The following is a 20,898-nucleotide window of genomic DNA, read 5'->3' as shown; positions in this document are numbered from 1 at the left end:
CTCGCACGGTATCGTCGGCACCCCGGCGAGGCGAGGAGCCCCAGGTGATCGAATTCGATGCCGTGCACAAGGAGTATCCCGACGGCACCGTTGCCGTCGGCTCCTTCAGCCTGACCGTGCCCTCCCACAACGTCGTCGCGCTCGTCGGCTCCTCCGGCAGCGGCAAGACGACGCTGCTGCGCATGGTGAACCGGATGGTCGAGCCGACCAAGGGCACCGTGAGCATCGACGGCGTCGACGTGCGCTCGATGGACCGCGTGAAGCTGCGCCGCTCGATCGGCTACGTGCTGCAGGCCGGCGGCCTGCTCCCCCACCGCACGGTGGCGGACAACGTCGCCACCGTCCCCGTGCTCCAGGGCACCAGCCGCAAGCAGGCCAGGGCAGCAGCGCTCGGGCTGCTCGAGCGCGTCGGTCTCGACACGGCGCTCGCCGACCGCTACCCCGCGCAGCTCTCGGGCGGCCAGCAGCAGCGCGTCGGGGTCGCCAGGGCGCTCGCCGCCGATCCGAACATCCTGCTCATGGATGAGCCCTTCGGCGCCGTCGACCCGATCGTGCGCGACCAGCTGCAGACCGAGATGCGCTCGCTGCAGGCCGACATCGGCAAGACCATCCTCTTCATCACGCACGACATCGACGAGGCATTCGCGCTGGGCGACGAGGTGGTGGTGCTGCGCACCGGGGCAGAGATCGCGCAGCAGGGCACGCCAGCAGAGATCCTCGCTGCCCCCGCTGACGACTTCGTGGCGAGCTTCGTGGGCGCCGGCACCCCGCACCGCACCCTGCGCATCCGTCAGATCGACGGCCGCGACGTGGTGGTCGACGGCGACGACCGACCGACCGGGGTGCTCGAGCGGTGAACTGGCTGAGCCAGAACCTGCACATCGTCGGCCAGTTGCTGGCCGACCACCTCGTGCTGTCCGTGCCACCGATCCTGCTGAGCCTGATCATCTCCGTGCCGCTCGGCCGACTCGCCGCCGGCAGCCCGCGGCTGCGCACGCCGCTGCTCACCGGCACGGGGCTGCTGTACGCGATCCCGTCGCTGTCACTGTTCATCATCATCCCGCCGATCCTGGGACTCCCGCTCCGCTCGCCGGCGACCATGATCACGGCGCTCACGGTCTACGGATGCGCGCTGCTCGTGCGCGGCGCCGCCGATGCCTTCGCGTCGGTGCCGGCCGAGACACGCCTCGCGGCGACCGCCATGGGCCACTCGCGTTGGGCGCTCTTCTGGCGGGTGGAGCTGCCGCTCGCCGGCCCCGTGCTGCTCTCGTCGCTGCGCGTCGTCACCGTCTCGACGGTGAGCCTCGTCACGGTCGGCGCCGTCATCGGCATCTCCAGCCTCGGCACGCTCTTCACCGACGGCTTCCAGCGTGGCATCGACGCGTCGATCATCACCGGCATCGTGCTCACAGTGGCCGTCGCGTTCCTGCTCGACGGGCTCACCGTGCTCGCGGCCCGAATCGCGCTGCCTTGGCACCGGGTGGTGAGCCGCGCATGAACCTCTTCGTCGAAGCGATCCAGTGGATCCTCGATCCCGCCAATTGGACGGGCGCCGGCAGCATCGGCCAGCGGATCCTCGAGCACCTCGGGTTCTCGTTCTCGGTGCTGCTCGCGGCCGCCGTGATCGGCATCCCGATCGGCACGCTCATCGGCCACACCGGGCGCGGCCGCGGCTTGATCATCGCCATCACCGGCGGAGCACGCGCCTTGCCGACGCTCGGCCTGCTGACGCTGCTGGGCCTGGGGCTCGGCATCGGCCTGGAGGCGCCGTTCCTCGCGGTGCTCGTGCTGGCGCTGCCGCCGGTGCTCGCCGGCGCCTACGCCGGTGTCGAGTCGGTCGACCGCGCAACGGTCGGCGCCGCGCGCGCGATCGGCCTCACCGAGCGGCAGATCCTCACCGGCGTCGAGCTGCCGCTCGCTGCACCGGTCATCATCGGCGGACTGCGCTCGGCGGCGCTGCAGGTGATCTCGACGGCCACGCTCGCCGCCTACATCTCCGACACGGGTCTCGGCAGGCCCCTGTTCTCCGGCATCAAGACCCAGCAGTACGACGCGATGCTCGGCGCCTCCATCCTGGTCGCGCTGCTCGCTCTGGTCGTCGAGCTGCTGTTCCAGATCGTCCAATCCGCGGCATCTCGCCGCGCCGAACCCCATCGCGCGCAGGCCCCTGCGTCAGAGAGGATCACCGCATGAACATCACACGAGGCAGGGCTGCACGCACGATCGCCGCAGTCGGCGCGGCCGGAGTGCTGCTGGCCGGCTGCGCCAGCGCCGACCCGCTCGAGGAGGGTGGCGAGACCACGCCCGCGGGCGAGGGCGACGCCGGCACGCTGGTCGTCGGCTCGCAGGACTACTACTCCAACGAGATCATCGCCGAGCTCTACGCGCAGGCGCTCGAGGCCGACGGCTACACCATCGATCGGCAGCTGCGCATCGGGCAGCGCGAGGTCTACATGCCGGAGATCGAGTCGGGCTCGATCGACCTCTTCCCCGAGTACACCGGACCGCTGCTGCAGTACTGGACGGAGGAGCCGGCCGAGCGCACGAGCGACGAGGTCTACGGCGCGCTCGTCGAGGCGGCACCCGAGGGCCTCATGATCCTCGAGCAGGCGCCCGCGACCGACCAGGACTCCTACGTCGTGACCCGCGAGTTCGCCGAGGAGCACGACCTCACCACGGTCGCCGACCTCGCGAACATCGACGAGCGGCTCACCATGGGCGCCAACTCGGAGGCGGAGACGCGACCGAACGGGCCGATGGGCCTCGCCGACGTATACGGCATCGAGGTGGACTTCACGCCCATCGAGGATGGCGGCGGCCCGCTCACGATCCAGGCGCTGCAGGACGGCGACATCCAGCTCGCCATCGTCTACACGGCAGACCCGACGATCGCTCAGAACGACCTGGTCGTGCTCGAGGACCCCGAGGGCCTGTTCCTCGCCTCGAACGTCGTGCCGATCGCGAGCGACCGCGTCGACGAGGAGGCGCAGGAGACGGTGAACGAGGTGAGCGAGGCGCTGACCGCGGAGGCGCTCGTCGACCTCAACCGCCAGAGCGTCGAGCAGCAGTCGCCCGCCGCGGACATCGCGCGCGCGTGGCTGGAGGAGCAGGGCCTGCTCGAGTAGCAGCCCCTGCCATCGTCTCGTGACGCGCGCCGGGCGCAGCCCGGCTGATGCCGTTGGTCGAGGAGCGGGCCGGGCGCAGCCGGCCCGCGTCACGAGACCCCGCTGCGGGTTCTCCCGTCGGCGAGGTCTCGTCACGCGGGCGGCCTCGGCCCACGCTCCTCGACCTTGCGGCCTCCGCGCTCACCGCAGGGGTGAGCGCTCCGGCCGCAGCATGCGGTGCATGGGGATGCTTCCCCAGGTCGGGCCCGTCTCCACCTGCTCGTCGAGGTGACGGAATCCGCGCCGTTCGTAGAAGCGCGCGGCGCGGTCGTTGCCGTCGATGAGCCACAGGTAGTGCGGACGCTCGTCGACGACCGCGTCGAACAGCGCCGCGCCGAGCCCGGTGCCATGCATGTCGGCGTGCACGTAGAGCCGGTCGAGCTCGCGATCCGCGGGCGGCGGCACGAGGCCCAGCTGCTCTTCCCAGGCTGCGGGCGCGGTGATCGTCGAGGCAACGCCCACGATGCGACCCTCGTGCCATGCGATCCGCCGCACGGCGGCTCGTCGGCCCGGATCGCCGAAGGCACGCGCGAGCCCGACGATGTTGGCCTGCGCCAGGCCTCGGATCGCGAAATCGTCAGGCAGCTGTCCCGCATACGTGCGCTGCTGCTCCTCGACGAGGAACATCGCCCACGCGGGAGCGTCCTGCGGTGTCGGCTCGCGCAGCTCGACGCCGTCCGGCAGTGGGCGCGTGGTGTTGGACACGGAGTACGGCACCGGGCCACGCTACCCGGCCCGGCTGCCCCACCGCAGGCGGCCGGGCAGCCGTCCGCGCATCCGCCACCGTAGGCTGGCGGGCGTGAACGACACCGCGCTCATGACCGACCGATACGAGCTGACGATGATCGATGCCGCGATGCGCAGCGGCACGGCATTCCGGCCCTCCGTCTTCGAGGTGTTCGCCCGGCGCCTCCCCGGCGCCCGGCGCTACGGCGTCGTCGCCGGCACCGGTCGCTTCCTCGAGCGGCTCGCCGAGTTCCGCTTCGGCGACGACGAGCTGCGCTTCCTGCGCGAGAACGACGTGGTCTCGGCTGAGCTGCTCGACTGGCTGGCCGAGTACCGCTTCTCCGGCAGCATCCGCGGCTATGCCGAGGGCGAGCTCTACTTCCCCGGCTCCCCCATCCTGGTCGTCGAGGGCAGCTTCGCCGAGGCGGTCGTGCTCGAGACCGTCGCGCTCTCGGTGCTCAACTACGACTCCGCCGTCGCCAACGCGGCGACCCGCATGGCGCGCGCGGCGCAGGATCGTCCGGTCGCCGAGATGGGCTCGCGCCGCGCGAGCGAGGAGGCAGCGATCGCGGCCGCGCGCGCCGCGTACATCGCGGGCTTCTCCGCCACCTCGAACCTGGCCGCGGGCGCCCGCTGGGGCATCCCGACCATGGGCACGGCGGCGCACTCGTTCACGCTGCTGCACGACTCTGAGGCCGCGGCCTTCCTGGCGCAGATCGATACGCACGGCGTGGGCACGACGCTGCTCGTGGACACCTACGACATCGAGCAGGGCATCCGCACGGCCGTCGAGATCGCGGGCACGGAGCTCGGCGGCATCCGCCTCGACTCGGGCGATCTCGCGGAGGTCGCGGGTGAGGCGCGAGCACTGCTCGACTCGCTCGGCGCGACCGGCACGCGCATCACCGTCACGAGCGACCTCGACGAGTATGCGATCGCCGGGCTGCAGGCGAGCCCGGTGAACGCCTACGGCGTGGGCACGAGCGTGGTCACGGGTTCCGGCGCCCCCGCCGCGGGCATGGTCTACAAGCTCGTGGCTCGCCAGGGCGACGATGGCGCGTGGGTTGGCGTCGCGAAGCACTCCGAGAACAAGGCGTCGAAGGGCGGCGAGAAGGTGGCTGCGCGACGCATGCGCGATGGCGTCGCCGTCGAGGAGACGGTGCTGCTCGGCGGCGAGCGCGCGCTGGCGGATGCGAGCCTCGACGGCCGCGCACTGCAGGTGCCGCTGGTCACCGACGGCGAGATCGACGCGCGGTGGCTCGGTGCCGCCGGCGTGGAAGCCGCGCGCGAGCGCCACACCCGCTCCGTCGCGGAGCTCCCGGCCGACGCGCACCGCCTCGCCCGCGGCGAACCCGCGATCCCGACGGTCTTCCGCTGACGCATCCGCCCCGATCGTCAAGCGCCAAGACCGCCGAGCACCGAGACGCCGGCCGAGCACCGCGACGCCGGCCGGGCACCGCGACGACCGGCGAGCTTCCCGAACCGACTCGCCTCGCGTCGAAACCGCGCGATCCGGGGAAGCTCGCGCTCTGGGCGGATGTCGAGCTTCCCCAAGCGGCGCGACGCTCGTCGAGAACGCGCGATCCGGGGAAGCTCGCACTCGGGGCGGATGTCGAGCTTCCCCAAGCGGCGCGATGCTCGTCGAGAACGCGCGATTCGGGGAAGCTCGCCGCTGCATAGCGGAGGGCGGCGCTCGGCGGATGCGGGCGGCGCTCGGGTGGCGGTGAGGCGGCTCCCGGGAGCGGCGAGCGGCTCGCGGAGGCGGAAGCCGCGGGCGGGGGCGGTGCGCTGCTCGGTGCGGCAGCTACTCGGTGCGGAGCTTCTCGTAGATCTCCTTGCAGGCGGGGCAGATGGGGAACTTCTCCGGGTCGCGGCCCGGGGTCCACTTCTTGCCGCACAGCGCGCGCACGGCCTTGCCGGAGAGCGCCGACTGCAGGATCTTCTCCTTCTTCACGTAGTGAGAGAAGCGATCGTGGTCGCCGTCTTCGACAGACTCCTCGTTGAGCAGCTGCTCGAGCTCGCGATCGAGCACATCGGTGCCGCCGCCGGTGCCGATCGAGTCGGGTCCTGCGGTGTCGGGTCCTGTCGTCGTCATGGCTCCATGATCCCACGTTCAGCGCATCCCCGGGCCGGATGCGCGAGGATGCTTGCTTGAGCGCGCCGGGGTGCGCGCGCCACGACCACGAGGGGGAATCGATGGGTGAGATCGAAGAGCACGAGGATCTCGGCTGGTTGCTGAAGACGCTCGACGGCATCCTCGGCGTGCAGCGGCCGCTCGTCATCAACCACCTGCGCGCGCTCCGTCGGAAGCACCCGGAGCTGACGCCCGAGCAGGTCATCACGCGGCTCGAGAAGCAGTACCTCTCCGCCGTCTCCACCGGCGGGGCCGCCGTGGGCGCGACCGCGGTCGCTCCCGGCATCGGCACCGCCGCGGCGATCGGGCTGACGGTCGCCGAGACGGTGGGATTCCTCGAGGCCAGCGCGTTCTTCGGCCAGGCCGTCACCGAGGTGCACGGCATCGCGGTGCAGGACGAGGAGCGAGCGAAGGCGCTCGTGATGGGACTCATGCTCGGCGCCGGCGGACAGTCGCTGGTCAAGCGCGCGGCAGAGCAGGCACTCGGCCGCGGGGGCGTGCAGGGCAATACGTACTGGGGCGAGCTCATCACCTCGGCGCTGCCGAGCGGCGCGATGGGCCAGGTCGTCGACTACCTGCGCCGTGCGTTCCTGCGGCGCATGGCGCGCAACACCGGCGCGTCGATGCTCGGGCGCGCAATGCCCTTCGGCATCGGCGCGGTCATCGGCGGCGTGGGCAACAACATCCTCGGCCGGCAGGTCGTGAAGGCCGCGCGTGAGGCGTTCGGCCCCGCGCCGCTGCACTTCGACGGCAGCCTCGTGCCGCGCATCAAGGAGGCGCGACCGAGCCTGGGTGAGCGCATCAACGAGGCCCGGCAGATCGAGCGCGAGGGACTCGGCGGCGGGCTGCGTCGGCTGCGCGACCGTGCCGCGGCCAGGCGCGCCGGCAGCGCCGACGCCGCGGCCGACATCGAGCGGGCCGCCGAGACGCCGAACGGCGCGTCGCCGGCGGATGGGCCGGGCGACGCGCCGTCGGAGGATCGCGGCGCGGGCAGGGCTAGCTGAGCGCCCCCAGCGTCACCTGCACCTCGGCGGTCTCGCCGTCGCGCACATAGGTGACGGTGACGTCGCTGCCAGCGGCGTGCGAGCGCACCTGGGCGGTGGCGTCCACGGCACCCGTGACCGGCTGACCGGCGATCTCGGTCACGACATCGCCGACCCGGAGACCCGCTGCCTCGGCTGCACCGCCGTCCGAGAGCTCCTGGATCTGCGCGCCGACGGTGCCGACGGATGCATCGGTGACATCGCTCACGCTGGCGCCGAGCAGCCCGTGCGTGGCTTCGCCGGTGGCGATGATCTCCTCGACGACGCGCTGCACGAGGCTCGACTGGATCGCGAAGCCGATGCCGATCGAGCCCGCGGACTCGCCGTCCGTGGACCCCATGCTCGCGATCGCCACATTGATGCCGACGAGCTGGCCGCCGCTGTTGAGCAGCGCACCGCCGGAGTTGCCGGGGTTGATCGACGCGTCGGTCTGCACGACCGGGATGGAGATCTCCTGCTGCGCTGCCTGGGCGCCATCCGGCTGCCAGAAGCCGAACGGTGACTGGTCGGACTGCTGCTCGTCGCCGCTCTGCGGCGCGGCGCTCGATGCGATGCGGAGGCCGCGATCGACCGCCGAGACGATGCCGTCGGTGACCGAGTTCGAGAGCCCGAGCGGCGCGCCGATCGCGATCGCGCTGTCGCCGACGCGCACGTCGTCGCTGGAGGCGAAGGTGATGACGGGCAGATCGGCGTCGACCTTGATGACGGCGAGGTCGACGATCGGGTCGGTGCCCACCACCTCGGCTGCGAGCAGCCGGCCGTCGTTCGTCTCGACGGTGATCGACGCGTTCGCGGACTGGCCGCCGAGCGTGACCACGTGGTTGTTGGTCACGATGTAGCCGCCGGCAGCGACGGCGACCCCGGAGCCCTCCCCCGATCCGGCGTTCGACGACGCCTGCACGGTGACCACGGATGGGCCGGCCTGGGCGGCGACGTCGGCGATCGTGCCGGGGTTCGTGACGGGCTCGCCGGTCGCACCGCCGGTCTCCCTTGCCGACTGCGTCTGCGGCTGCTGGGCGTCCCAGAGCGCCGCGCCGCCGAAGCCCGCCGGGATGCCCACGAGCACGGCCGCGAGCAGTGTGCCGAAGACCAGCCCGGTGCGCCTGCGGGGCTTGGCCGCGACCGCGGTCTGCGCGGATGCCGACGACCCGGCAAGGGGGTAGGCGCCGTTGGAGTACACGGGGGCCGAATGCGTCGGTGCTGCGTCCGCCGGGGCGGAGTACGACGGGTGGGCGTAGCCGGAGGGCGCGGCCGGGGCGCTCGCCTGCGGCGTCGAGGGTGCCTGCCACCGCTGCCAGTCCTGCTGTCCCTGCGGCCGGAATGCCTGCTCGGGATGCGCGGGGCGCTGCTGGGGCGGCTGCTGCGGTGCCATCGGATTCGGCACGCTGTCGTACGGGTTCGTCATGGTGACCACCGTGTCACGTGAATCCATGCAGTTCCTACGCGGCGCCGATGTCGGCCGTTCGGAACCAGCGAGAACCCGATAGCGTCGGATCATGGAACAGGCACCATGGCAGCGAGCGGCCTCCGGCGCGGGCCTGTTGGGCGCAGACGGTCGGCTCGCACCGACGATCTTCGCCGAGATGACCGCGCTCGCCACGAAGACCGGCGCCCTCAACCTCGGCCAGGGCTTCCCCGACGAAGACGGCCCTCGTGCTGTGCTCGACGCCGCGAAGCACGCCATCGATCACGGTCGGAACCAGTACGGGCCCGCCCGCGGTGCACCCGAGCTGATCGAGGCGATCATCGAGCATCAGCGGCGCTTCTACGGGATCGGCCTGGGGCGTGGGGATGTGCTGGTGACCGCGGGGGCGACGGAGGCGCTGGCGGCCACGATGCTCGCCTACCTGAACCCCGGCGACGAAGTGGTCGTGTTCGAGCCGTACTACGACGCCTACGCCGCGATCGCGGCGCTCGCGGGCGCCGTGCTCGTGCCGGTGCCGCTGGCGGCGCCCGACTTCGAGCCCGACATCGATCGGCTGCAGCGGGCCACGACACCGCGCACCAAGATGATCCTCGTCAACTCCCCGCACAACCCGACCGGCTCGGTCTTCAGCGAGGAGACCATGCGGCACATCGTCCGGGTGGCCGAGCGGCGTGACGCGATCATCGTCACCGATGAGGTCTACGAGCACCTGGTCTACGACGAGCAGCACGTGCCGCTCGCCTCCTTCGACGCCGCGCGCGAGCGCCTCGTCTCCATCTCCTCGGCGGGCAAGACCTTCTCGCTCACCGGCTGGAAGGTCGGCTGGATCATGTCGACCCCGCAGCGGATCGCGCAGATCGGCGCCGTCAAGCAGTACCTGACCTTCGTCAACGGCACCCCGTTCCAGCCGGCGATCGCGGTCGGCCTGCGCCTGCCCGACGAGCACTTCGACACCACCGTCGCATCGTTCGCCCGCAAGCGCGACATCCTCACGCGCGGGCTGCGCACCGCCGGCTTCACCGTGCACGAGGCGAACGCCGGATACTTCGTGCTCGCGGATGCCGCACCGCTCGGCATCGAGGACGCGACCGCGCTCTCGAGGCGGCTGCCGGAGCTCGTCGGCGTCGTCGGCGTGCCGCTGTCGGCGTTCGCGCGGCCGTCGCGCCGAGATCTGCGCTCCACCATCCGCTTCGCGTTCTGCAAGTCGGACGACATGCTGCACGAGGCCTCGACGCGGCTCGCGGGCCTGCGCGGCGCCGAGCTGCAGCCCTCGCGGGGCTGACGGCTCAGCCGACGCGGTAGCGCCGGTTGGCCAACGAGGGATTGCGCGCGCGCGTGCGCACGATGGCGTCCGGGTCGATCGGCGCTACAGCGATGCCCTGCTCGTCGCCGAGCGCCGCGAGCGGGATCCCCATCGGGTCGACGATGAGCGAGCAGCCGACGCCCAGCGGCGGTGCCTGGTCGGCCGCCACGATGTGCACGGTCGACTCGATGGCGCGGGCAGTGACGAGCGTCGTCCAGTGCCGTTCCTTCTGCGGCCCGCGCACCCACTCGGCCGGCACCAGGATGACATCGGCGCCCGCGTCGACGAGCCGTCGCGTCATCTCGGGGAAGCGCAGGTCGTAGCAGGTCTGGATGCCGATGCGCGTGCCGAAGGCGTCGATCACGACCGCCTGCGCAGGGTCGCCGGCGGTCAGCCAGTCGGACTCCCTGGTGCCGAAGGCGTCGTACAGGTGCACCTTGCGGTAGGCCGCGAGGATCCCGGACGCGTCGACGGCGACGACGGTGTTGGCGACGCCGCCGTCGTGCTGCTCGATGAGCCCGGCGACGACGACGGCACCGCTGGCGGTGGCACGCTCGCGCAGCATCGCGACGAACGGCCCGTCGAGCGTCTCCGCCGCCTCGGCCGCGGTGGACGCGAGATCCGCCGAGCAGTGCTGCGAGTACTCCGGCAGCACGATCAGCCGCGCCCCCCGGGCAGCCGCCAGGTCGATCCACCGCGCCGCGGCGGCGCGGTTCTCGGCCACGTCCTCCCCCGGCGCCCACTGCACCGCGGCAGCCAGCAGCATCTCGTCTCCCTCTCGCATGCCACCAGCCTAGGCGGCGGCGCTCGCGCGATCGGGCACCAGGTGCCAGGATCGAGAGCGACGAAGGGAGCAGGATGCTCGTCGCATTCTCTGTAGCACCGTCCACCGCAGGCCCCGACGGCTCCGTGCACGACGCGGTCGCGGCCGCCGTGCGGGTCGTCCGCGAGAGCGGCCTGCCGCACCGCACGGACGCGATGTTCACCACCATCGAGGGCGAGTGGGACGCGGTGTTCGACGTCGTGCGGCGCGCCACCGACGCGGTGCTCGCCGTCTCGCCGCGCGCATCCCTGGTGCTGAAGGCCGACATCCGCCCCGGCTGGACGGGCGAGCTCGACGGCAAGGTCGAGCGACTCGAGCAAGCCCTGGAGGGGGACGCATGAGATCAGAGCTGTTCGCCGAGGCGAATCAAGAGCGCCAATCGGCCGATCGATGGGTGAAGCAGTCGAGCAAAATGCTGCGGATCAACGTCTCCGGCGGGCGCGACGTGCTCTCGGCCAAGGGCGCGATGGTCGCGTACCAGGGCCAGATCGAGTTCCAGCACGAGGGTGCGGGCGCCGGCCGGATGCTGAAGAAGCTCGTCACCGGTGAGGGCACGTCGCTCATGCGCATGCGCGGCGAGGGCGAGGTCTTCCTGGCCAGGGATGCGGCGAACGTGTTCACCGTGCAGCTCGAGAACGAGGGGCTGTCGGTGAACGGGAAGAGCCTGCTGGCGTTCGACCCGGAGCTGCAGTGGGACATCCGGATGATGCGCAGCGGCAACATCCTCGCCGGCGGCCTCTTCAACGTCGAGATCGGGGGCGTCGGCACCGTCGGCATCTCCTGCGAGGGTCAGCCGCTACTGCTCGACTGCTCGCAGCAGCCGACCTTCGTCGACCCGAACGCGGCCGTGTGCTGGTCGGCGGGGCTAAACCCCAGCGTGGTGAACAGCATGAACATGCGATCGATGCTGCGCGGCGGCACCGGGGAGGCCTTCCAGCTCGCCTTCCACGGTCCCGGCTTCGTCGTCGTGCAGCCGAGCGAGGGGCGGCCGGAGCTCTCCGGCTCGAACGGCGGCGCGCGCTGACGACAGCGCGACTGCGGCGCTGCCGGGCGCCGAGCGCATCCCAGGCGCAGATGCAGAAGAGGCGCCCTCTCGGGCGCCTCTTCTGTGTGCCGCAGTTCGCGGACTTCTTGTTGCGGGGACAGGATTTGAACCTGCGACCTCCGGGTTATGAGCCCGGCGAGCTACCGAGCTGCTCCACCCCGCGGCACGAGATGAAACATTACCAGGGGCAGAGCGGAACGGCAACTCGGCTAGGGCGCGGTGGTCTCCTCCGGAGCGGCGGTCTCGGCCGGCGTCTCCGGTGCGGCCGTCTCCGACGGTGCGACATCGCCCTCGATCTGCGCCGAGAGCTCGATCGCATCCGCAAGCGCAGCGGTCAGACGCTCATCCGCCTCCGCGGCCGCGACCAGATCGTTCTCGGCGTATGCGGCCTGGCGCTCCTGCAGCGCGGCCCCGGCCGCCTGGACTGCCGCGTCGAGGCGTGCCTGCAGGCTGCCCTCGGGGGCGGGCTCCTCACCGGGCTCATCGCCCGGTGCGGCCGGATCGACGCCGGAGTCGCCGGCCTCGGCTCCCGAGTCGCCGCCGAACAGGGCGTCGAGCGCCTCATCCAGCGTGTCCTCGAAGGCGATGTCATCGCCGAACGACACCAGGATCTTCCGCAGCACCGGGTATGAGGTCGCACCGGTCGACTCGAGGTACACCGGCTGCACGTAGAGCAGGCCGCCGCCGACGGGCAGCGTCAGCAGGTTGCCGTTGCGCACCTCCGAGGCTCCCTGACGCAGCAGGTTGAGCTCCCTGGAGACCTGGTCGTCGGTGTCGAACCGGTTCTGCACCTGGCCGGGGCCCGGGATCGACCGGTCCTTCGGCAGCATCTGCAGGGTCAGCTGCCCATAGGTGTCGGCGACCTCGCCGGCCGTGCCTCCGGCATCAGCGTTCACCGACAGATAGCCGTAGAGCACGTTGCGGCCGTCCTGCGGGATGAAGGTCGAGTACAGCGTGAACGCCGGATCCTGCCCGTCGACCGACATCGTCAGGTAGTAGGGCGGCTGCGTGGGAGCGGCCGCCTGCGTCGAGCCGACCGTCGGATCGGTCGGCGTCGCCCACTGGTCGTCGCCGGAGAAGAACGTGCCGGGGTTGGTGACGTGGTAGTTGCCCAGGATCGAGCGCTGCATCTTGAACATGTCGGCCGGGTAGCGCACATGGCTCATGAGCTCGCCCGACATCTCGCTGATCGGCTGGATGGTGCCCGGGTAGATCTCGTTCCATGCCTGCAGGATCGGGTCCTCCGGATCCCACGCGTAGAGCGTGACCGATCCGTCGTAGGCGTCCACGACCGCCTTGACCGAGTTGCGCACGTAGTTGATCACGTCGCCGATCGGGGGCGTGGGGTTCGTCGTGTCGGCGATCGCCTGCGCGATCGAGCGATGCGAGGAGTACGGGTAGGTCGAGGCCGTGGTCATGCCGTCGACGACCCACACCAGCCGCCCGTCGACGATCGACGGGTAGGTGTCGGTGTCGAGCGTCAGGTAGGGCGCGACCTCGGCGACGCGCTCGCGCGGGTCGCGGTCGTAGAGGATCTGCGACTCATCGGTCACCGCGTCCGAGAGGATGATCTGCTCGGACTGGAACTGCAGCGCGTAGACGAGCCGCTTGAAGAGGTTGTCGAGCTTCGGCCCGCCCTCACCGGCGAAGGTCGTCTCGGCGTTGCCGCTCTCGTCGCCGGAGCGCGGGAAGTCGAGCTCGAGCGTGCCGGGGGCGCCGACGATCGAGTAGTCGGGCATCGACTCGCCGAAGTACACCCGCGGCTCGTACTCGCCCAGCTCGCCCTCGGTCGGGATGCCGGACTGCAGGAACACCGGCTGACCCTCGGGCCCGCGCTGGTTGCCGTAGGCGGCCACGACGCCGTAGCCGTGCGTGTAGACGATGTGCCGGTTGTACCAGCTGTCGTCGTCGAGACCCGAGAGGTCGAGCTCGCGCACCGCGATGACGGTGTCCTGCGTCTGCCCCTCGACGTCGTAACGGTCGACGTCGAGCTGCTCGCCGAAGCCGTAGTAGGGGCGGTACTCCTGCAGGTTGGCGAACGCGTCGGTGACGAGCGCGGGGTCGATGATGCGGATGTTCGCGGTCGTCTCCGCGTCCTCGCGCAGCGCGCCGGGCTCCGCGTCCGTGCGCGCATCCGAGGCCGTCTCCACCATCTCGTCCACGCCCCATGCCGAGCGGGTGGCGTCGATGTTGCGCTGGATGTACTCGGCCTCGAGCGTCCTGGCGCTGGGGTCGACCTGGAAGCGCTGCATGATCGCGGGGTAGGCGACGCCCACGACCAGCGAGGCGGCGATGAGCAGCGCCGTGCCCACGATGGCGACGCGCCAGCGACCAATGATGGCCGTGATGATGAAGAAGATCGCGACCACCGCCGCGATGCCGGCGAGGATCTGGGCGGCGGGGATCGAGGCGTTCACCTCGGTCCAGCCTGCACCGGTCTCGAGGAAGCCCTGCGAGGACTGCGCGAGCGACGCGTACTGGCCGAGCCAGATCGACACGCCGAGCACGAGCATGTAGAGCGTCGCGATGACGGCGAGCTGGATGCGGGCCGAGCGCGAGATGCGGAACTCGCGACCCGTGATGCGGATGGCGCCGTAGAGGTAGGCGGTGGCCAGCGTGGCGACGCCGGCGATGAACAGGACCGCGAGCGCGAAGCCCACGACCTGCTGGTAGAACGGCAGCTCGAAGATGAAGAAGCCGACGTCGAAGCCGAACTGCGGGTCGACCTCGCCGAACGGCCGGCGGTGCAGCCACAGCTGGGCCGTCTCCCACTGCGACGCCGCGGCGACGCCCGAGAAGAGGCCGAGCGCGGCCGGCGCCGCCCACATGACCACCCTGCGCAGCGGCTCGACGAGCTCCTGGTATCGGTCGAGCTGGGAGTTGAGCTGCGCGTAGACGGGGCGCGAGCGGAAGGCGATCTGGATCGCGAGCGCGAGCGGCACGGCCATGGCGACGAAGCCGATCGCGAACATCACCGCGATCGACAGCCAGCGCGTCTGCAGCACCTGCACGAAGCCCAGCTGGTCGAACCAGAGGATGTCGGCGTAGAAGCCGGAGAAGAGCACGAAGGCCCCGATGATGGCGGCGACGATCAGGACCGTGATCAGCAGGGGCGACGGACGCTGCCTCCCGGTGGTCGCGGCGGTAGGTCGTTCGGCGTTGGCAGACACGTCGTGGGGCTCCAAAGGCTATGAGGCGGTCCTGCCAATGGTAGCCGCCGAGCCTATGAGGAAGCGCCCGTCCCGCACGTGGGCAGCGCAGACGTGTCGGCGTTCATCGCGACCGTCTCGATCGCCCTGATCGCGTCGTCGAGCGTGTCGACGGCGAAGACCGTCAGGCCGTCGGGCACGTGGCCCACCACCTCGGCGCAGTTCTCGACGGGCGCGAGGAAGTGCGTGGCGCCCGCATCCTCGGCGCCATGCAGCTTCTGCACGATGCCGCCGATGGGACCGACGTCGCCGAGCGCGGAGATCGTGCCCGTGCCCGCCCAGTCGGTGCCGGCGGTCATGGCGCCGGGCGTGAGCTCGTCGACGATGCCGAGGGCGAACATCATGCCCGCGCTCGGCCCGCCCACGTTCGGCAGCTCGATGTCGACGGTGAACGGGAAGGTGAACGCATGCGACGGGTAGATGCCGACGAGGCGCTGCTCGCCCTCCACGATGGGGGTGATCTCGAGCGTCATCGGCTGGCCATCGCGCTCGATGTCGAAGGTGGTCGGGCCATCCGCGGCGGCGATCGCGTCGCGGATGGAGAAGACGTCGTAGGCGGTCTCGCCGTTCACGCGCAGGATGCGGTCGCCCTCCTCCAGCACCCCGTCTGCCGGAGCGTCCGGGATGACGCTCGCGACTCGCACGTCGCTGACGATGTCGATCCCCTCATGCAGCAGTGCTGCCGCGACCGCTGCCTGCTGCGAGTTCTGCATGTCGATGCGGCCCGCCTCGTTCGATTCCTCGATCGAGACGTCCGGCGGGAAGGCGGCGTCCACCGGGATGATCGAATCCGCCGGGTCGAGATAGGCGCGGGCGACCTCGACCCAGCTGAGCGGTCGCTCCCGGCTCCCGTGCAACGCGATCGTCAGCAGCCGCAGCTCCCCCTCGGTGGGATAGGTCTCCACGCCGTCGATCTCGATCAGCGGGCCGGCGTCGGTCTCACCCAGGGTGTCGTAGGTCGGCCCGGCGGTCTCGACCACGTACGGCGACGGCACGAACGCGAGCGCGAGCCCGGCGGCGGCCGCTGCGGCGAGCGAGCCCCAACCGGCACGCCGAAGGCGCCTCGGCCGCAGGTCGGGAAAGCGATGCTGGACCGGCTGTTCGCGGATGGCGGAGGGCGGGATGGCGGGATTCCCGGCGGGTTCGGACATGCTGGGGATAGCGTAGTCGCATGCCTGAGGACTCCGAAGATCGTCGCCCCGAGGACGAGCTGCGCGAGATGCTGCAGCAGTTCCTCTCCGGCGCCGGACCCATCGATCCGTCGCGTCTCGCCGGGGCGGCAGGCATGCCCTCCGACCCGGCCCAGCTGCAGGCGATCATGGCGCAGCTGCAGGCGGCGCTGTCCCGCAGCGAGGACGGCATCGACTGGTCGGCCGCATCCCGCCAGGCGGCCGCGATCGTGCAGCGCGACCCGGGCTCGGTCACGAGCGCAGAGCGCGATGCCGTGCAGCAGGCCGTCGATCTCGCAGCCCTGTGGCTCAGCGAGACCACCGAGATCGGTGCGGCCACGGGACTCACGATGATGTCGCGCCAGCAGTGGGTCGATGCGACCATGCCCGTCTGGCAGGAGATGAGCGAGCCGGTGGCGAACAGCGTCGCGAATGCGCTGACGCGGGCGATGCAGGAGCACGCGCCGGAGGAGGCGCAGGAGATGCTCGCCGGTGCCGAGAAGATCCTGCGGAACGTGGGCGGCACGATGTTCGCCATGCAGCTCGGCAACGTCGTCGGCCAGTTGGCCGGCGAGACCGTCGCCGGCGGCGACTTCGGCTTCCCGCTGCTCGAGGACACGGCGGCGCTGCTGCCGGTGAACCTGCGCTCGGCGGCCGAGGGCCTCGAGATCCCCGAGGATCAGGTGCACATCTGGATGGCGGCGCGCGAGCTCGCCCACGCACGCCTGTTCCATCACGCACGCTGGCTGCGGCTGCACGTGCTCTCCTCCGTGCGCGAGTACGCCGAGGGCATCCACATCGACATCGAGCGGCTCGAGGAGCTCGCGGAGTCCTTCGACGCGACCAACACGGATGAGCTGCGGGAGGCGCTCTCGAGCGGCGCACTCATCCCCCCGAAGACCCCGGAGCAGCTCGAGGCGCTCGCACGGCTCGAGACCACGATCGCCCTCATCGACGGATGGGTGGATGCGGTCACCGAGGCCGCCACCGCCCGCCTGCCGAAGCGGGATGCGATCGCCGAGTCGGTCCGTCGGCGACGCGCCACCGGCGGCCCCGCGGAGAAGGCCTTCGGCACGCTCGTCGGACTCGAGATCCGCCCGCGCCGCCTGCGTGAGGCGGCCGCCTTCTGGCGCAGCGTCACGGACGCCGTCGGCCCAGAGCTGCGCGACTCGCTGTGGGATCAGCCCGACCTGATGCCCGGCTCCGACGACATCGACGACCCGGCTCGCGTGATCTCCCGCCTGCAGGGCGGCGGCGAGCTCGACGAGATGGATCTGGCCCTGCAGGAGCTGCTCGACGACGCCGAGCGCGCCCAGCACACCACCGCGGAGCCCGGCGCCACGGATGCCGCCTCGCCCACCGACGCCGCCGGCGAGCCGGTCGACGACGCAGGCGACGACGCGGGCGACGATTCCGGCAGCACACCGGACGACGAGCGCGGGGGCGCGCCCGGCGCCTGAGCTGTGGAGAGTCGCGGACGCGACATGCCGCGATGGCGCACCATGCGCCCATGCTTCGTCTCGATCCCCATCTCGCCGTCTTCCGCCGCACGCCGGACCGCATCGCGATCGGGGCGCAGGCGCCGGTCGCCGAGCTCGACGCCGATCCGCCGACGCTGCGCGCCATCGCAGCCCTCACCCGCGGCGTGCTGCCGCGCGAGCTCGCCCAGCTGGTCGGGGATGACGCGGCGCGGACGCTCCTGGCGACCATCGCGCCTGCGGTGCTCGACGAGCCGCCGGCCATCCCGACGCTCGTGCGGGGCCGCGTGCCGCTGGCCGAGCGGCTGCACCGCGCTGCCCGCGACTCCGGGCATCCCGCTGGCAATGACGGGGTGATCGTGCCGGTGGCGCCGTGGCGGCTGCCGGACGCCGAGGTCGCGCGCCTGCGAGGCGCCGGCACCGCCCACCTGCCGGTGATCGTCGGCGACGCCTGGCTGCAGGTCGGGCCGTTCGTGCCCGCCGGCGGCGCGTGCACGCGATGCGCGCCGAAGCAGTCACCGGTGCTGCCGGCTCATCTCACGCCCGCCGCGAGCCCGATCGCGGCAGCCCAGTGCGTGGTGACGGTGCTCGACGCGCTGCGGCGCGCGAGCGACGATGCGCTGCCCGCCGGCTGGGCCGTGCGGATCCGGCAGCGGGACGGCACGGTCAGCGCGCTGCGCCGCCGGCCCTGCCCGCACCTCGGCGCGCGCCCTGCGCGCGGGGCGGCGCGATCTCGGCCAGGAATCGCGAAGGCTGCCTGACCGAGTGCCCGGAGCTGCGCGCCCAGCTGAGCGAGAGCGTGCGCTCGGCCCGGGTGATGGCGACGTAGAGCAGCCGCCGCTCCTCGTCGATCTCGGCGAGGGTGGTGGCGTGCGAGATGGGCAGCAGGCCCTCGGCCAAGCCGCACACGTGCACGTGCTGCCACTCGAGGCCCTTGGCGGCGTGGATGGTGGCGATCGTCACCGCCGCGACCGACGGCTCGTGCTCGGTCTGCGCACGACGCTGCAGCTCCTGGGCGAACGCCGGCAGGTCGGTGCCGCCCGCTTCCTCCGCGAGCGTGACGAGCGCGTGCAGCGCATCCCACTGGGCTCGCTCCTCGCCGTGCGTCGCCGGCGGCTCGGCCCGGTACCCGAGCCCCATGACGATGTCGGTCACCGCCTGGAACACCGGTCGGCGGTCGGCGGGCGCGCTGCGCAGCATCATCACCGCGCGCTTGACGACCGGGATCTCGAAGAATCGGGCCGAGCCGCGCACCGCCGATGACAGGCCGACGCTCGCGAGCGCCTGCTCGAGCAGACCGGACTGCGCGTGGAAGCGCGTGAGGATCGCGATGCGGCTGGGGTCGGCACCCGCGTCGACCTGCGCGCGGCAGGCGGCGGCGATCGCGGCTGCCTCCGCCGAGTCGTTCGCGTGCACCGAGAGCGTCGGCTCCTTGCCCGGCTCGCCGGATGCGGCCGCGAGGGTGAGCGCGTCGCGTCCGCGCATGAGCCGGTTCGCGCAGCCGACGACCGCCGCCGTCGAGCGATAGGAGCGCTCCAGCCGCACCACCTCGGCGTCGGGATGCTCGTGCACGAAGCGGCTCAGGCTCGCCGCGTCGGCACCGGCGAACGAGTAGATCGTCTGGCTCGGGTCGCCGACGACGCACACGTCGCGTCGGTCGCCCAGCCAGGCAGCCAGCAGGCGCTGCTGCATGGGCGACACATCCTGGTACTCGTCGACGGTGAAGTGCCGGTAGCGCGCACGCACCTCGTCGGCGGCCACGGGCTCGCGCTCGAGCATGCCGGCGGTGGCCAGCAGCACGTCCTCGAAGTCGATCTGGCGGCGCTCGTCCTTCACCCGCTCGTAGGCCATGTGCAGGTCGATCATCGCCTCCGGCAGGATCCCCGTCGGCATCGGTCGGATGCGCGCCTGGATCCCGTAGTCCTCGATCGTCATCGCCTGCGACTTGCGCCACTCGATCTCGCCGGCGGCGTCACGCAGCTGCGCCGTCGGGAGCCGCATGCGCAGCTGCGCCGCGGCATCCGCGAGGGTCGCCGCCTTCTGCGGCAGCAGCGCGGGCATGCGAGCTCCGGTGATGCGCGGCCAGAAGTGGGAGAGCTGCGCGAGCGCGGCCGCGTGGAAGGTGCGCGCCTGCACAGCGCCGGCGCCCAGCCGGGCGAGGCGCGTGCGCATCTCGCCCGCGGCTCGAGAGGTGAAGGTGAGTGCGAGCGACGCGTGCTCCGCCTGCTCCCCCGTCGCGACGGCGTAGGCGATGCGGTGCGTGATGGCCCGCGTCTTGCCGGTGCCGGCACCGGCGAGGATGGCGACCGGGCCGCCCAGCGTGGTGGCGGCCAGCCGCTGCTGCTCGTCGAGGCCCGCCAGGATGCGGTCGGCGTCGGTGAGCGCGCCCGAGACATCCGTCATCGGTGCATCCGTCATCGCTCCAGCCACGCCGCGAGGATCCAGGATGCGATGGAGGAGCGTCCCGGCAGCTGCACGATGCCCGCGCGCAGCTCGTCGCGGGTGAACCATCGCACGTCGAGGATCTCGACGCCGTCGGGCACGATCCGCTGGGGCTCCGGCGCCACGCACTCGAACCCGAGCATGAGGCTGCGCGGGAACGGCCACGGCTGCGACCCCAGGTAGCGGGGCTCGACGACCTCGAGCCCGGTCTCCTCCCGCACCTCGCGGACCACGGCAGCCTCGAGCGACTCGCCCGGATCGACGAAGCCGGCGATGAGCGAGTAGCGGTCCGTCGGCCAGGCCGCGTTGTGCCCGAGCAGGATGCGCTCGTCCGCCCGATCGTGGATCGCGACGATGACGGCCGGGTCGGTGCGCGGGAAGTGCGCCGCGCCCGTGGCGGATCGTCGCACCCAGCCGGATTCCTCGAACGCCGCGGGCGTGCCGTCGATGGGGCTGTGCAGGCTCTCGCGCTGCCAGACGCCGAGCGCCACGGCCTGCACGAGCACGCCGGCGTCGGCGTCGTCGAGATCCGCACCGACCTCCCGCAGCGAGCGCCACTGGGCGCCCTCGACCTCGAAGGGCTCCCCCACCAGCTGGCTGAGGATGATGGCGCCCCCTGCACCGCCGGGCTCGGGCGCGAGCCTGCCGAGCCAGCTCGGCGGCACCGGCGGCTCGACGTGCTGCATGGTCTCCGGCAGCTCGCCCGGCGCGAACCGCACGAGCCTCCCGTCGCGCACGGGCGACCGGTCGCCCGCGATCACCACGATGCGGGTCGACGGGAGCTCGAGCGCCCGAGCCACGGCATCGGGGGCGACCCGAGACACGTGGTCGCGATCGATCGCGAAGCGCGCCAGCGGGGGCACGGAACCGAGACCTGCAGTGCTTGGCACGTCACCTCCGTCGCGTGGCGCGGCCCCGCCCGTGCGAGTTGCGGCC

19 protein-coding genes and 1 tRNA gene are annotated in these 20,898 nt (G+C 71.8%); 11 read left to right on the top strand and 9 right to left on the bottom strand.

Annotation, left to right across the window (positions count from 1 at the left end; genetic code table 11):
* Positions 1-44: 44 nt before the first annotated feature.
* The 4 genes from ABG090_RS04425 to ABG090_RS04410 are packed head-to-tail and all read left to right on the top strand — an operon-like array spanning position 45 to position 3,125.
* Entirely contained in the window at positions 45-857 is an 813-nt protein-coding gene (locus ABG090_RS04425; protein WP_347756764.1) for an ATP-binding cassette domain-containing protein, read from the top strand.
* Complete coding sequence (locus tag ABG090_RS04420) at positions 854-1,498, top strand: ABC transporter permease subunit (protein WP_347756762.1); 645 nt, start codon at positions 854-856, stop codon at positions 1,496-1,498. Before ABG090_RS04425 ends, ABG090_RS04420 begins: the two co-directional genes overlap by 4 nt.
* On the top strand, positions 1,495-2,193 hold the full coding sequence (locus tag ABG090_RS04415; protein ID WP_347756760.1) for an ABC transporter permease subunit: 699 nt from the start codon (positions 1,495-1,497) through the stop codon (positions 2,191-2,193). Before ABG090_RS04420 ends, ABG090_RS04415 begins: the two co-directional genes overlap by 4 nt.
* A complete protein-coding gene (locus ABG090_RS04410; protein ID WP_347756758.1) occupies positions 2,190-3,125 on the top strand; it encodes an ABC transporter substrate-binding protein in 936 nt (311 codons plus the stop codon). The genes ABG090_RS04415 and ABG090_RS04410 overlap by 4 nt, the downstream gene beginning before the upstream one ends.
* A 180-nt stretch (positions 3,126-3,305) precedes the next feature.
* Here the strand turns inward: ABG090_RS04410 and ABG090_RS04405 are convergent, their stop codons facing one another.
* Entirely contained in the window at positions 3,306-3,881 is a 576-nt protein-coding gene (locus ABG090_RS04405; protein WP_347756757.1) for a GNAT family N-acetyltransferase, read from the bottom strand.
* Positions 3,882-3,981: 100 nt separating this feature from the next.
* Between ABG090_RS04405 and ABG090_RS04400 the strand changes: the two genes are divergently transcribed.
* On the top strand, positions 3,982-5,268 hold the full coding sequence (locus ABG090_RS04400) for a nicotinate phosphoribosyltransferase (protein WP_347757489.1): 1,287 nt from the start codon (positions 3,982-3,984) through the stop codon (positions 5,266-5,268).
* A gap of 426 nt (positions 5,269-5,694) precedes the next feature.
* On the opposite strand, the gene ABG090_RS04395 is transcribed toward ABG090_RS04400, so the two are convergent.
* Positions 5,695-5,985: a DUF3039 domain-containing protein gene (locus ABG090_RS04395; RefSeq protein WP_347756755.1), complete on the bottom strand. Its 291-nt coding sequence runs from the start codon at positions 5,983-5,985 to the stop codon at positions 5,695-5,697.
* Positions 5,986-6,086: 101 nt separating this feature from the next.
* Between ABG090_RS04395 and ABG090_RS04390 the strand changes: the two genes are divergently transcribed.
* Positions 6,087-7,028, top strand: coding sequence for a hypothetical protein (locus tag ABG090_RS04390; protein ID WP_347756753.1), 942 nt, complete (start codon positions 6,087-6,089; stop codon positions 7,026-7,028).
* On the opposite strand, the gene ABG090_RS04385 is transcribed toward ABG090_RS04390, so the two are convergent.
* On the bottom strand, positions 7,021-8,499 hold the full coding sequence (locus ABG090_RS04385) for a trypsin-like peptidase domain-containing protein (RefSeq protein ID WP_347756752.1): 1,479 nt from the start codon (positions 8,497-8,499) through the stop codon (positions 7,021-7,023). The two genes, ABG090_RS04390 and ABG090_RS04385, sit on opposite strands and share 8 nt — an antisense overlap.
* Positions 8,500-8,563: 64 nt before the next feature.
* On the opposite strand from ABG090_RS04385, the gene ABG090_RS04380 reads away from it, so the two are divergent.
* Positions 8,564-9,775 (top strand): aminotransferase class I/II-fold pyridoxal phosphate-dependent enzyme, encoded by a 1,212-nt coding sequence (locus tag ABG090_RS04380; protein WP_347756750.1) that lies wholly within the window; start codon positions 8,564-8,566, stop codon positions 9,773-9,775.
* Positions 9,776-9,779: 4 nt separating this feature from the next.
* Here the strand turns inward: ABG090_RS04380 and ABG090_RS04375 are convergent, their stop codons facing one another.
* Complete coding sequence (locus tag ABG090_RS04375) at positions 9,780-10,580, bottom strand: carbon-nitrogen hydrolase family protein (RefSeq protein WP_347756748.1); 801 nt, start codon at positions 10,578-10,580, stop codon at positions 9,780-9,782.
* A gap of 74 nt (positions 10,581-10,654) precedes the next feature.
* Here ABG090_RS04375 and ABG090_RS04370 point away from each other — a divergent pair, with 74 nt between their 5' ends.
* Both ABG090_RS04370 and ABG090_RS04365 read left to right on the top strand, forming a co-directional pair.
* A complete protein-coding gene (locus ABG090_RS04370; protein WP_347756747.1) occupies positions 10,655-10,960 on the top strand; it encodes a thiamine-binding protein in 306 nt (101 codons plus the stop codon).
* On the top strand, positions 10,957-11,643 hold the full coding sequence (locus tag ABG090_RS04365; RefSeq protein WP_347756745.1) for an AIM24 family protein: 687 nt from the start codon (positions 10,957-10,959) through the stop codon (positions 11,641-11,643). The genes ABG090_RS04370 and ABG090_RS04365 overlap by 4 nt, the downstream gene beginning before the upstream one ends.
* 110 nt (positions 11,644-11,753) lie before the next feature.
* On the opposite strand, the gene ABG090_RS04360 is transcribed toward ABG090_RS04365, so the two are convergent.
* From ABG090_RS04360 to ABG090_RS04350, 3 genes are all read right to left on the bottom strand, one after another.
* Positions 11,754-11,827: transfer RNA gene (locus ABG090_RS04360), tRNA-Met, on the bottom strand.
* 46 nt (positions 11,828-11,873) lie between these two features.
* A complete protein-coding gene (locus ABG090_RS04355; protein ID WP_347756743.1) occupies positions 11,874-14,834 on the bottom strand; it encodes a UPF0182 family protein in 2,961 nt (986 codons plus the stop codon).
* Positions 14,835-14,887: 53 nt separating this feature from the next.
* Positions 14,888-16,024 carry a S16 family serine protease gene (locus tag ABG090_RS04350; RefSeq protein ID WP_347756741.1) on the bottom strand — a complete coding sequence of 379 codons (1,137 nt, stop codon included), beginning with the start codon at positions 16,022-16,024 and terminating at the stop codon, positions 14,888-14,890.
* Positions 16,025-16,044: 20 nt separating this feature from the next.
* Between ABG090_RS04350 and ABG090_RS04345 the strand changes: the two genes are divergently transcribed.
* Positions 16,045-17,502: a zinc-dependent metalloprotease gene (locus ABG090_RS04345; protein ID WP_347756739.1), complete on the top strand. Its 1,458-nt coding sequence runs from the start codon at positions 16,045-16,047 to the stop codon at positions 17,500-17,502.
* A 50-nt stretch (positions 17,503-17,552) separates the two neighbouring features.
* Positions 17,553-18,281, top strand: coding sequence for a hypothetical protein (locus tag ABG090_RS04340; RefSeq protein WP_347756738.1), 729 nt, complete (start codon positions 17,553-17,555; stop codon positions 18,279-18,281).
* On the opposite strand, the gene ABG090_RS04335 is transcribed toward ABG090_RS04340, so the two are convergent.
* Together ABG090_RS04335 and nudC are read right to left on the bottom strand one after the other, a co-directional pair.
* Complete coding sequence (locus ABG090_RS04335) at positions 18,187-19,938, bottom strand: ATP-dependent helicase (RefSeq protein WP_347756736.1); 1,752 nt, start codon at positions 19,936-19,938, stop codon at positions 18,187-18,189. The genes ABG090_RS04340 and ABG090_RS04335 overlap by 95 nt on opposite strands.
* The gene (nudC, locus tag ABG090_RS04330) at positions 19,935-20,852 is read right to left on the bottom strand and encodes an NAD(+) diphosphatase (RefSeq protein WP_347756734.1); all 918 of its coding nucleotides are present in this window, start codon (positions 20,850-20,852) and stop codon (positions 19,935-19,937) included. The genes ABG090_RS04335 and nudC overlap by 4 nt, the downstream gene beginning before the upstream one ends.
* Between the last annotated feature and the right edge of the window lie 46 nt (positions 20,853-20,898).

The sequence above is a fragment of the Agrococcus sp. ProA11 genome, from assembly GCF_039880525.1.
Taxonomy (GTDB): domain Bacteria; phylum Actinomycetota; class Actinomycetes; order Actinomycetales; family Microbacteriaceae; genus Agrococcus; species Agrococcus chionoecetis.
This window is presented reverse-complemented; position numbering and strand designations above follow the sequence as displayed.